This window comes from Mesorhizobium sp. WSM4837 (genome assembly GCF_055811435.1).
The window spans coordinates 288,584-299,820 of the sequence record NZ_JBVVQE010000001.1 but is presented as its reverse complement, the minus strand read 5'-3'; the positions used below and the strand labels follow the sequence as shown (position 1 = coordinate 299,820).

At 57.9% G+C, this 11,237-nt stretch carries 11 protein-coding genes; 5 read left to right on the top strand and 6 right to left on the bottom strand.

Translation table 11 applies throughout. The annotated features are described in order from the left end of the window. Nucleotides 1-270: transposase (locus AC0L3D_RS01385; protein WP_473642760.1), on the top strand; the 270-nt coding region annotated here is incomplete at its 5' end. A gap of 27 nt (nt 271-297) precedes the next feature. Here AC0L3D_RS01385 and AC0L3D_RS01380 read toward each other — a convergent pair. The 3 genes from AC0L3D_RS01380 to AC0L3D_RS01370 all read right to left on the bottom strand — a co-directional run bounded on the left by AC0L3D_RS01380 (nt 298) and on the right by AC0L3D_RS01370 (nt 3,526). Next, a complete protein-coding gene (locus AC0L3D_RS01380; protein ID WP_473616294.1) occupies nt 298-1,071 on the bottom strand; it encodes a TylF/MycF/NovP-related O-methyltransferase in 774 nt (257 codons plus the stop codon). 149 nt (nt 1,072-1,220) lie between these two features. Next, nucleotides 1,221-2,504 (bottom strand): polysaccharide biosynthesis/export family protein, encoded by a 1,284-nt coding sequence (locus tag AC0L3D_RS01375; protein ID WP_287050463.1) that lies wholly within the window; start codon nt 2,502-2,504, stop codon nt 1,221-1,223. A 155-nt stretch (nt 2,505-2,659) separates the two neighbouring features. Continuing rightward, on the bottom strand, nt 2,660-3,526 hold the full coding sequence (locus AC0L3D_RS01370) for a glycosyltransferase family 2 protein (RefSeq protein WP_128245259.1): 867 nt from the start codon (nt 3,524-3,526) through the stop codon (nt 2,660-2,662). Between the two features lie 342 nt (nt 3,527-3,868). Between AC0L3D_RS01370 and AC0L3D_RS01365 the strand changes: the two genes are divergently transcribed. From AC0L3D_RS01365 to AC0L3D_RS01350, 4 genes are all read left to right on the top strand, one after another. Next, the gene (locus AC0L3D_RS01365; protein WP_473627452.1) at nt 3,869-5,152 is read left to right on the top strand and encodes a glycosyltransferase; all 1,284 of its coding nucleotides are present in this window, start codon (nt 3,869-3,871) and stop codon (nt 5,150-5,152) included. Between the two features lie 233 nt (nt 5,153-5,385). Continuing rightward, nucleotides 5,386-6,369: a class I SAM-dependent methyltransferase gene (locus tag AC0L3D_RS01360; RefSeq protein ID WP_287061285.1), complete on the top strand. Its 984-nt coding sequence runs from the start codon at nt 5,386-5,388 to the stop codon at nt 6,367-6,369. Between the two features lie 30 nt (nt 6,370-6,399). Continuing rightward, nucleotides 6,400-7,359, top strand: coding sequence for a glycosyltransferase family 2 protein (locus tag AC0L3D_RS01355; RefSeq protein ID WP_128245261.1), 960 nt, complete (start codon nt 6,400-6,402; stop codon nt 7,357-7,359). Between the two features lie 40 nt (nt 7,360-7,399). Beyond that, on the top strand, nt 7,400-8,389 hold the full coding sequence (locus tag AC0L3D_RS01350) for a hypothetical protein (protein ID WP_473642758.1): 990 nt from the start codon (nt 7,400-7,402) through the stop codon (nt 8,387-8,389). Here AC0L3D_RS01350 and AC0L3D_RS01345 read toward each other — a convergent pair. The 3 genes from AC0L3D_RS01345 to AC0L3D_RS01335 all read right to left on the bottom strand — a co-directional run bounded on the left by AC0L3D_RS01345 (nt 8,350) and on the right by AC0L3D_RS01335 (nt 10,479). Continuing rightward, a complete protein-coding gene (locus tag AC0L3D_RS01345; protein WP_473627448.1) occupies nt 8,350-8,733 on the bottom strand; it encodes a Rossmann-fold NAD(P)-binding domain-containing protein in 384 nt (127 codons plus the stop codon). The two genes, AC0L3D_RS01350 and AC0L3D_RS01345, sit on opposite strands and share 40 nt — an antisense overlap. Beyond that, nucleotides 8,730-8,876 (bottom strand): hypothetical protein, encoded by a 147-nt coding sequence (locus AC0L3D_RS01340; protein WP_287061281.1) that lies wholly within the window; start codon nt 8,874-8,876, stop codon nt 8,730-8,732. The genes AC0L3D_RS01345 and AC0L3D_RS01340 overlap by 4 nt, the downstream gene beginning before the upstream one ends. A 157-nt stretch (nt 8,877-9,033) precedes the next feature. Beyond that, nucleotides 9,034-10,479 carry a lipopolysaccharide biosynthesis protein gene (locus AC0L3D_RS01335; protein ID WP_473627447.1) on the bottom strand — a complete coding sequence of 482 codons (1,446 nt, stop codon included), beginning with the start codon at nt 10,477-10,479 and terminating at the stop codon, nt 9,034-9,036. Nucleotides 10,480-11,237 lie beyond the last annotated feature (758 nt).

Genomic DNA, 11,237 nt, shown 5'->3' with positions numbered 1-11,237 from the left:
AGGGTCTTCACCGCCGGCCAGAAGCGCCGCGTCACCCCAGCCATCAAGCGCCAGATGCGGCGGCGGTCGGCGGTCGAGCCCGTCATCGGCCACATCAAGAGCGAACACAGAATGGGCCGCAACTACCTCGCCGGCCAGCAGGGCGACGCCCTCAACGCCATCCTGGCCGCCGCCGGCTACAACTTCTCCCTCCTGCTCAGGTGGATGAAGGATTTTTTGTCGCTCTTGATCGCCCTGCTTCAACTTCGGTCGAAGTCGGTCGCCGCTTAGCGCCCGGATTGTTCACGGTCGACAGGCTCAGAGCTTTCGGAAGTATCCATGAGCTCCGAAACCCATAGTGCTATCGAATCCACCATACAAAAGCGCAACCTTTTCGGGTTTATCGCTAAGGAACTCGTCGCAGGCCTTCTTTACCCCCGGATAGAGATTGACTGAGTCGAACAATCCAGGATCACTGTAGTCGTCTATCAGACATGCAGCACCCTTTGATAGGCGAGGATACACATACTCCAAGCTGACCTTGACCGAGTCGTATAGGTCACCATCCAGATGCGCAAATGCAATTTTGTCCGGCAACTGTGTGGGAAGCGTATCTTCGAACCATCCCTGGTGAAGAATAGGCTGCCGAAGATTCAAACGCTTGAAGTTTGCCATGAGCGCATCCTTCGTAGTGGCCATGTCGCCCTTGTGAGCGTTGGCGTGGCCGTCTTCGGCACTGGCGTTCGGGAGACCTTCGAAGCTGTCATACAAGTGAAGGTTCCTGCTTGGATCGTAATGCTGAAGTATGCGTTGGAATACCACGGCTGACTTGCCTTCGTGGCATCCCAATTCACAGAAGTCTCCCGGTACGTTGTAGAAAAGCGCTGCGCCTGCCAAGTGATACATGTCCATTCTCTGTTCAACACTGGTCATCCAGCCCGTGCGAACAGGTGGTGCGAGGACGAGATTTATTCCAAGTTTTCGGAGAACCTTGTTGGCAAAGCGTACCGTCTGAGACTTGGATGGCTTCTGTTGAATCCATTCATCGAACGTGTTGGTCAAGAAGACGTTCGGTAGGTCAGTTGCTTGCATAGCGAAGTCTCTTTTCCTCTCAAAGAGCGCGATGGCGATAGAGCTATATAGTGCGTGTATTGGTCAAGGAAGTTACCTGATCTACATCAAGCAGTCGCGCGTTTCTACCTAATCCTTCTAGCAAGACCCACCGGGAGGCTACGGAACGCCTACAGTTCGCCGGCGGTTTCTGCCTTGAGTTCTATTCCCGGCGCCTCGTGCCGCTCGGTCGATGTCAGGTCCAGCGCGCCCGTTTCATCCTCAGCCAGTGGTATTTCAACCTTGATCGTGTCTCCGGGCTCGACGGCACTCGTTTCGCTAGCTTGGATTTGCACTGTCGCACCATCCGCCGACGGCCGGAAAATCGTGTAGATCGGCGCAGCCAGCTCCGCATCAGTTCGGCGGGCAAGAAGGCTCGGGGCAGAAACCGCGGACTCGTACAATAGCCGCCTTGCCGTCTCTGTCTTGCTTTCGAGAGCATCGAGCTCAGCTTGCGTTTGACGCAGGTCGATCGTTACCTCATTTTTGCGCCCATCCTGGAGCTCGAGAATTGATATGTCAGTTTTGCTGATTTCCTGACGCCCACGCAGCAGACTGGTTTCCGCCGACAACCTCTCGCTCTGCGCCTGGGCAAGGGCCCGCTCTAGAGAAAACTCGCGCGGGGCCGCCGCAAGGCCTTTGACGACAAGCGCCGAAACCGCTGTCAACTCTTTCTGGATTGAGCCGATTTGCTTGTCGAGGAAAACGAGTTGCGCTTCCAGCGAGGCAAGTTCCTTCTGGAGGAACTCGCGCAGTCCATGAAGCGCCCTGACCTGAGTGTCCAATCCCTCGCTGCGCGCCTGGAAGATCAGGCGCTCCTGCTTCAAGAGCATCGCAAAGACGTCGTCTTGAATGCGGGAGGTCAATTGGGCCGGAAACTGAATGTCGCTGGCATGCGAGAGTTCCGCCTCGAGTCGTGCCTTGCGAGCGATGAGACTGGCCTCGTTCAGTCTGAGCAGGCTCACATCCCCTTCGCCCTGGATCACTTCGCGCTCGAACCTGGCGTCCCTGTCCTCTCGAGTCCGCAACCCGCCCGCGATGCTCAATGCCTGCAACACGGTCAGCCCAGGCCGGTATGCGAATTCTCCCGACTGCGTCACCTTGCCGACAACATAGAACGGTCGGAACTGGACGATTTCCACCGCCGTATTCGGTTTTCGGGCAAGGCCGGTACTTTTCATGAGACTGTCGCCGATCGAGTTTGCGATCTCACCGGTGGTGAGTCCGGCGGCCTTGATTTCGCCGACCAGCGGTAGCGAAACGGAGCCATTGGGACCGACCGTGTACTCGTCGTTGAGAGCATCCCAGCCAAAAATCTTGTCGCGTGACGCACGCCATTCGTAGACCTTGACGCGGAGCTTGTCCTGCGGACCGAGCACATACTCTTTGTCGTTTGCAGCCGAGGCACCCAACATGCCGGCCAGGGATATCCCCGCATACACCACGACGTGGAGAATGCGCCAACCTTTGCGCTGAGCCGACAACTGGCCCAGGCGCCGAACTCGATGATTTGAGCGAGCGTCGCTGTCGACTGAAAAGGGCAGTTCCTGGAGCATCTCTTACCTCTGCACTAGATCTTCAGAATATACTCGGGCTCCACCCGGCCCCTTGCCACATGTGAAAGGGCCAGGAGATTGCCGCGCAGACGCCCTCGCCGGTCGACGTAGGATTCCGGCCAGAGGCTGCGCATGAGATTGGCGAGCAGATTTTTGCCCATCAATCTAAGTGCGAAAGTCGATGGGACGGTGCCTTTGCGGACGAGGTAGATCGGATTCGCCACTTGGGAATAGCCGAAACGGATGCCGTTTACGCGACCGCTCTTGATGCCGAGGTGAACCCCGCGGATCGACGGCAAACGGACGACCCGCCCTCTGGCTCTCAACTGGCTGGTGAAATCAACGTCTTCCTGCCAGCCATAGAGCGCAAGCCGTTCGTCGAAGCGCAGGCCGTTGATGAATGCGGCCCTGATCGACATGTTGCATCCATAGGCGCTGAGTTGATCCACCCCACGCGATTCAGTCGCAGGGCCGGCCTCGCGAAGCGCCTGGATGCCCTCGTCCCATGTGAGCCCTGCGGTTGTCGCGCCGTCCTTAAGCACGTGTCCCGTCATCACTGCCCAGTCGGGCTGCTGCTTGAACGCCTTCGATACGCCTTCGAGGTAGTCGTCCGCCGGAATGAAATCGTCGTCGAAAAAGGTGATTATGTCGAAACGGTCGCCTGCGACGTCGAGGGCGATGTTGCGCTGCGCCGGCAAGCCGGTCCTTCCGACGACGCGCGATACGGGAAACCGGCAAACCGTGTTACCGGGAATATGGCTGGCGTCGGGGGCCGACAGTATCACGGCGTCAGGGAGCAGGGTCTGTCGCTCAAGCTGTGCGAGAAGCCGAGCCACTTGTTCCTTGCGACCAAACGTTGCGACGATCACCACCACTTTCATCGACGATCAACTCTCCTCGCGAGCAATGGATTACAGATACGGCGTGCGACCACTGCTTGCGAAGTGAGCGCGCTGTGATCCTAATCCGCCGGCCGCGCCGATACAGCCTGCGCATAAGGTTAGCGTTGAGGCCTGCTTAGGCCCATCGAAGTAGTAGACGTACCTCGTTGGAGTACATCCGGCCTCGGGAGGGTGCGGCGCTTAACCCGATAGGCAACTTGTTTGGACGGGACGGACGGCACACAGTCGCTGAGCATCCGGGCAACAAGAATTCCGGAAAAAGTGCCAACATTCCGTGAGGGGCAAAGCATGCGCCATGTGCGACAGCCGAAAGCAACCACTATGGTGGGCCGTGATGCCAAACATTTGCGATCCATCAGCAAGACGCCATTTGCCGCGATAGACCGCAACGCCCGCATCGCCGTCGTGCATGATTGGTGCCCCAACTTTCGGGGAGGGGAGCAGGTCCTTGCTCGTATCTGCAAGACTTTTCCAAGAGCCGAGGTCTTCACCCTCTTTGATTTTCTCCCGAAGGAAATCAAGGAAGAGTATTTTCCAGGCGTAATTTTCCACGTTTCCGGCATGAATCGACTTCCGTTCGTGGAAAAGTACTACAGGTCACTTTTCTTTCTCTGTCCGTTTATGATCGAACAATTTGATGTCACGGGTTATGACGCGGTAATTTCCTCTTCGGCCGCATTCTCTCGAGGCGTTCTGACTCGCCCAGACCAACTACACCTGTGCTATGTGCACAGTCCGGTGCGGTATGCGTGGGACGAACAATTCTCCTATTTGCAGCAAGCAGGCCTGGGATTTGGACCAAAAGGTCTAGCCTTTCGTTACATGCTTCACAGGCTGCGGACCTGGGACACCCGAACGGCACATGGTCCTGACCTGATGCTGGCAAACTCGAATTATGTCCGCTCTCGAATCGAACGGATTTACGGCCGCGACGCGCGGGTAGTCCATCCGCCGGTCGCCATCGAGGATCTTAAATTCGTGGTCAACAAGGATGACTACTACGTCACGGCCGCGTTCCACGCCCCGTATAAGCGTACGGATCTGATAATCGAGGCGTTCAGCAAAACGCCGTCGCGTCGCCTGGTTGTTGTAGGCGACGAAGTACAATCCAAGCATCTGCGATCGCTTGCCGGCTCCAACATAGTCTTCACCGGTTATCTGCCGCGGCATGAATACATCGAAAAAATCGCCAATGCTCGTGCGATGGTGTTCGCTGGATGCGAGGATTTCGGGATAACGCTTGCCGAGGCCCAAGCGTGTGGTACTCCATTGATCGCCTTCGGCCGCGGAGGTGCGCGCGACATTGTCCGGCCGCTTGGCGAGAGCGCCCATCCGACAGGTGTGCTCTTCGACCGTCAGGCCGTCGATTCCGTAGCTGGGGCCATTGATCTATTCGAGAAAAATGCACTGTCCATTACGCCGCACGCCTGTCGCATGAACGCGACCCGGTTCTCCGAGGAAAGATTCGACCTGGCGATTCTCGACGCCCTTGGCCTGGCCCAGTCTGTCCAACTCGCTCGCGCAACCGAGTACAATGAACTCTTCGGAGCCGAGAGCTCGACGCACGATATAACCGGTTCACTTGTCGAGCCAATTCTACAATGAACTCATTTGACCTTCACATGGCAAGTAACCGCAAAACGCTTCGATTGGCCGTGTGCCCGTGCTGCTCGGCGCCAGTCAGCCGGTCAATCTACCGGGTCGAAGCCATCCCGGTGCATAGTTGCGTCCTGCTTAACTCGGCCCAAGAAGCCCATGCCTTTCCTCGTCGCGACCTTGACCTCGCATTCTGCGAAGCATGCGGGTTCATATTCAACAGGGCCTTTGACGAGACGATCATGGGGTACTCCACCAACTTCGAGGAATCCCAGCATTTTTCCAGCACCTTCAACAATTTCGCGAAGGGACTTGCACGCGAGATTGCACAAAAATGTGCGATAGCCGGCAAGCACGTGTTAGAGATCGGCTGCGGCAAGGGTGAATTTCTCCGCGAACTTTGCATGACGGCCGGCGCCACCGGGCTCGGCATTGATCCAGCTTATCGAGCCGACAAAGGCCGTAATGACGAGTACGGCGACGTCAAGATCATCGTCGATTTTTTCGGACCGGACTACCAGCATCTCCAGGCGGATACGGTCCTCTGTCGCCACACGCTCGAACACGTAAGCTCGGTGTCGAGTTTCGTGCGGCTGATCCGCAAGATGATCGGCAAGAGGACCCAGGATTGGGCGGTCTTCGAGACGCCGGATGCAAAACGTGTGCTCGTGGAGAGCGCGTTCTGGGACATTTACTACGAGCATTGCTCCTATTTCAGTCCTGGCGCGCACGCACGCCTGTTTCGCCAGGAAGGTTTCGACGTTACCGATCTGGAGCTCGTCTACGACAACCAGTACATCGTTCAGTACGCCCGGCCGTCAGCCGGCCGGACGACGCCGAGACTACCGCTCGAGCACGATCTGGAAGTGATGCACCGTTTGGCGGAAACCTTTCCCGCCCGCGTGCGAGCCGCTCAGACTTGCTGGCAGGAGCGCATTCGCGCCGCGCACGCCGCCGGCCGGCGGGTCGTCCTGTGGGGCGGCGGCTCCAAGGCAGTGTCGTTCCTGACGACCTTGCAGCTTGGAGACGAAGTCTGGGCAGCAGTCGACATCAACCCCTACAAGCAAGGCAAGTTTACGCCCGGAACCGGGCACCCGGTCATCGCGCCAAGCGACTTGTTGGACGCTCCCCCTGATCTCGTCATCGTCATGAACCCGATATACCTGAATGAAGTGACGCAATCCTTGATTGCGCTGGACCTTCGAGCGGAAGTCGTCGCGGTCTGATTGCGCTCTCTCGTCAAAGAAGAACCCGAAATGGAACGTCCTAAGTCGCCGCAAGTGTCCCTTGGTATGCCGGTCTACAACGGCGAGAATTTCGTCGCCGAAGCGATCCGGTCGATCCTCGAGCAGGACTTCGGTGATTTCGAACTCGTCATCACCGACAACGCTTCGACGGATAGAACAGCCGATATATGTCTGGAATTCGCGAGGCTGGACAAGCGCGTCCGTTATGTCCGAAACGCGCGCAATTTGGGCGCCGGTGCCAATTTCAATCGAGCTTTCCAGCTGAGCACAGGCGAATATTTCAAATGGTGCGCGCACGATGACCTCTTGAGCGGTGGTTTCTTGACAGACTGCGTGCGTGCGCTTGACGCGAATGCCCGCCACGTTATTGCCTACCCGCGCCTGCTGGGAATCGACGAGACAGGGCAGCTCACTTCCTATGTCGAAAGGGTGCTGCCGGACATGGAAGGACCGTGGCCCGCATCCCGCTTCCGGTTGATGGTTGCTGCGCACGGTTGGGATGCTGCGATGTTCGGCCTTTGGCGTCGGGAATCCTTAGCCAAGACGACATTGCACGAGCCCTACTACGGCTCCGATTGTGCGCTTCTGGCCGAGATGGCTCTTCTCGGGACGTTTGTTCATGCGCCCAACGCGATACTGTACAGCCGTGACCATCCGACGCGCTCGGTGCGGTTGCCAAGCTCCGAGCGATTGGCTTGGCAAAATCCTGGTGACTCCGCGGCGAATGCCTTTGAATTGTCGAGGCGGCTAAAACACCTCGTCGCAATTGCCTATCGGCACAGGCGCACAGCACCGTTGGGCATGACACTGCTTCATCTGGTTGCGTGGATCTTGGATCCGCTGCTTATCGCAAGATTGTTCCTGGAACTTGTAGGCGCCATATCTCCGCAGCTTCGTACCAAGCTCCGCGGCGCCGGCCTGGGAGCGCTGAAACGCATTCATGCCGTGTCAAACCGATCGCCTGGCTAGAAACGAGTGATCTGGTGCGACGCCCGTCGGGAGGCTTTGTATGAACCTTCGCCAAGTCACGCCCGCGGCCTCAACAGTGTCAGCCTTCCGAAAATTGCCGGAGGGCTCGGGCAAGAGAAATCTGGTGATCGTCCGGGCGGGGCGTAGCTCTTTGCATGCCGGCTGGACTGAGGGGGCGGGCGACGCCGACTTCGATCTTCTCGTCGCCGCCTACGAGGCTGGCGTCTCCCATGGACAGGACGAGTTCAGCGTATTTCTCCCGGGGCGCAAGATCGCCGGCTATCATGCCTTGTTTCAATGCTACCCTGAAATTGTGACGCGATATGATCTCATTGCACTGATCGACGATGACATCGAGACGACGAAGCTGGACTTGAATCGTCTGTTCGCCATAGGCCGCCGCTATAAACTTGATCTGTTTCAGCCAGCACTGTCTTGGGACAGCTATTTCTCCTACGCAGCGACGCTTGTCATCGGCAAGCGATATTTATTGCGATATACCAACACGGTCGAGATGATGTGCCCGGTGTTCAGCGCCAAGTGCCTGCAAACGGCATTGAAATTGTTCGGGCTCGGCTACGAGACGGGAATAGACCTTCTTTGGACCCGCCTGACTGACATGCCTTGGTTGCGGTACGCCATCGTTGACGATGTCGTTGTGAGACACACGCGGCCCGTCGGGACAACAAAGTCGCTTCAAGGTTTCGCCGCCAACGAGCGTTATGACGTGCAGGTTGATGCTGTGCTGAAGAGGTTCGGCGCTGCGTTTCGCGGGTTCGTAACCTATGCAGCGGTGGACCGGCGCGGGCAGCTCATCCGGTCTCGCTTTCTGATCGGCCTTAACTCGCTGTCCCTTTGGCGGGCGCTGCCCAAGACGCCACTTAGATGGCCGCAGTTTATGCGCCGCTCGACCGACTATACGCGACACTGCTGGCTGAGGCCGGTCAACCTGCAACGGATCGACGTCGAAGGAGTGGTTAAGTCAGGCCGTCAGCCGCAAAGTCTGGGTCGCCGGCTCAGGCAACGATGATATTGGGCGCGAGACCAAGCTTGTGTGCCGCCTGGGCAACTTCGTCTCGATAGAGCGGTCGTCACGATGATTGACCGCACGGGTCGGCCGCGTAGACTCTCCGGCCCAACCACAGCTGTGCCTGTGCCTGGAGCAAAGCGCTCTTGCTTGTGCGGGTTGACGTCGACCAGAGCGCTTATCCGCGCGCCCTCGGGAACGACGTTGACGAAAGTGATACCGTTTGATCCCGCACCCCAGGCAAGGTAATGGGTAATCGCGCCACCAGGCGACTTTGTCGCGATAGTTTTGGTCGAAGCGGCGGACCAACGTATCAATCCTTCCAGTCTTGAAAGACCAGCGGTCATCCCGGTTTCGGGAGGCTTGCTTCGATGAAGAGGTACTGGTCACGGTCGCGTCCCCACAGGTGGTGTAGCTCGGCGGTAGCGACGCCGCTCGCGAGCGCGCCCTCGATAGCGCTGTTGCGATCGAGCGGCTTTGCGGTGGTCATCGACAGAACTTGCGCGCGCTCGAGGAGAAGACTCCGGATTCCGATCTCTTGCGCGAGATGATTGGCTTTGCCGCCGAGAGGTTGGGGGCGCCACCGGCGCCGGCTGGAAGGGCTCCTATTTCCCCGGGTTCTTCTACAGGTCGCGCCCGACACCAAACTAGCCGCGAAGCCTGAGGAACAAGTCTCGCGCATTGAACAGGTCAGAGCGCACCAGCACGAAGAGAGCCGTACAATAGACAGCGGCTCCAAGGACAATTGCGCTAATAAGAAGCGTCTCCTGTGAGGCGTGCTCAGGCGCGCTGCTTAGCCACGCGCTGACGGCGCCGAACATCAGGAGGGCGGCGAGAGCCAGTCGTGGGAAGATCTCAAGGGGTCTCAGCACGTCGATACGCGCGATGCGCTGAGCGTAGAAGAGGAAGATTGGTAGGAGGACCAGGCCGCAGGCTACGAGCGCCACCATTGTCATCTCGAGGCTGATCTGCGCAGTGACGGACAACAGCATCGTTGCGACAACAGAGTAGGCTATGTTCAACTTCAGGATCAACCTGGAGTGACCCATTGCAAGGATCGTAAACGCGCAGAGGCTGTCAACCGTGCGTTGCAGGCCCAGCAGCATGAGAATCTGGACAGCGACGACCCCGCTGGCCCATTGCGGGCCGAAGATAAAGGGAACCGCGATCGGTGCGATCGCGGCAAATCCGATGAATGCAGGAAACCCCGCTATCCCGGCGATGCGGACGGTCGTGTTGAAGAAGCGGTCGATCTTTTCGGGTTGATCTTGAATCCGTGCCACGGTGGGCATAGTGACAGCCATCAGCGGACTGAGGAATACTTGCACCAGAAGGTCGAGCGGACGACGGGCGAGAGCATAGACTCCGACCGCGTGGGGGCCGAGGAACGTACCGAGTAGGACCTTTGGAATTTCCTCATTCAAAAAACTCCAAAAAGTCTGGACGATAAGCGGGCCACCAAATCCTAATAGGTCACGAACCTTTGCATAGGAGAAGGTCAGACGGGGTCGCCAAGAACTGCCAACGAGCAGGACAGCGGTTTCCACAGCCGCTTTTGCAAGGTGCATCCAAATCATGCTCCATACGCCGAAACCGCCTATTGCCAAGACGATGCCGAGTGTGCCGCCGACGACGGTGCCGGCAAGCGTACGCAACGCGAACAAGCGGAACTCGAGTTGGCGCTTCAACACAGCCGCAGGTACCGACGAGAGGGCCTGGATTACGACGACCACGCTGCTCCAGCGGATGAGATCTTCGAGAATGGGCTGTCCGAACGCTGCAGCAATCAAACCGGCAGACATCCAGATGAGCCCGCTAATCACCGCGCCGCTCGCGGCGAGAAGCCAGAAGGCCGAGTCAAAGTGTAAGGACTCAATTTTAGGATGCTGAATGAGTGCCTCCGGTATTCCGGTCGTGACCGGAACAGCAAGAATGACGGGTACAACCATGGAGAGGGCGGCGAGGCCGAATGCTTCAGGTCCGAGGTGCCTGGCCAATACGACAAAAACGGCAAACATGGCTGCTTGCCGCCCCCATGTTTCGACTGCTGTCCAAGCTGCGCCGGTGACAATCTTCGCGCCGATCGATGTCATCGCATGTCTCTTTGCCCGTTGGAGGACGGAACTGCGACTTTCGATCGCGCAGTCAAGGCTTTCCGTCGTCGTCTCACAGCTGCGCCGCTAGCGATCTGGCCTGGTCTACGTGAATAAAAAGGAGAGCCGTCGATCTCTCTCCGGCTACCGTTTATCGAGCTGGAATCTCGCGAACGCAGAGTTGTCGCGGGACACAGATGGCGTTTCGCATGCTTGCTCGTCATTCTATTCCACCACCCCACAAGCACGCATGGCTGAGGATGCTGTGGTTGGCGAGGAAGGATGGCTGCTTCCAGTTCTTATTGGTCATAGGCAGCTCCTCTGGAAATCCTCTTTGTAGCGCAATCAAATTAGGCGGTGTTAAGGCTGATATCCTGACGTTATCGCTGCGGGCGCGTCGCCGGGATTCGAATTCGTTCGAGTGCATCTTGCCAAACCTTACGCCGGAGCGTGGGAACGTAAACGTCCCCAAACGACGTATGTCTTACGCCCCTCCGGGCAGTTTGGTGCAGCCCGATTACCGATGGACCATCCCGCGTCCCACATGCCCATCCGCACAGGCGATCAAGAAGCGGGAGCTACCTCTTTCCGCGCTGGCTGATATTCAAGGGCAAACGAGGTGCCCGCGGCAATCAAAGTGAGAGCGCTCTCTGCCAGATTGTCGGGCTATAACGAGACGAGAAAGTCCGATGACCCTTGGTGGAATGGCCGTGTTGATCCCGACCGGCACGGTCATTGGAGTATCCCCTGCCAATCCC

What these genes read in the sequence shown, in the direction of transcription:
- AC0L3D_RS01380 (WP_473616294.1), bottom strand. Translation starts at nt 1,071, where the DNA reads ATGCAAGCAACTGACCTACCGAACGTCTTCTTGACCAACACGTTCGAT.
- AC0L3D_RS01375 (WP_287050463.1), bottom strand. Translation starts at nt 2,504, where the DNA reads ATGTTGGGTGCCTCGGCTGCAAACGACAAAGAGTATGTGCTCGGTCCG.
- AC0L3D_RS01370 (WP_128245259.1), bottom strand. Translation starts at nt 3,526, where the DNA reads ATGAAAGTGGTGGTGATCGTCGCAACGTTTGGTCGCAAGGAACAAGTG.
- AC0L3D_RS01365 (WP_473627452.1), top strand. Translation starts at nt 3,869, where the DNA reads ATGGTGGGCCGTGATGCCAAACATTTGCGATCCATCAGCAAGACGCCA.
- AC0L3D_RS01360 (WP_287061285.1), top strand. Translation starts at nt 5,386, where the DNA reads ATGGGGTACTCCACCAACTTCGAGGAATCCCAGCATTTTTCCAGCACC.
- AC0L3D_RS01355 (WP_128245261.1), top strand. Translation starts at nt 6,400, where the DNA reads ATGGAACGTCCTAAGTCGCCGCAAGTGTCCCTTGGTATGCCGGTCTAC.
- AC0L3D_RS01350 (WP_473642758.1), top strand. Translation starts at nt 7,400, where the DNA reads ATGAACCTTCGCCAAGTCACGCCCGCGGCCTCAACAGTGTCAGCCTTC.
- AC0L3D_RS01345 (WP_473627448.1), bottom strand. Translation starts at nt 8,733, where the DNA reads ATGACCGCTGGTCTTTCAAGACTGGAAGGATTGATACGTTGGTCCGCC.
- AC0L3D_RS01340 (WP_287061281.1), bottom strand. Translation starts at nt 8,876, where the DNA reads ATGACCACCGCAAAGCCGCTCGATCGCAACAGCGCTATCGAGGGCGCG.
- AC0L3D_RS01335 (WP_473627447.1), bottom strand. Translation starts at nt 10,479, where the DNA reads ATGACATCGATCGGCGCGAAGATTGTCACCGGCGCAGCTTGGACAGCA.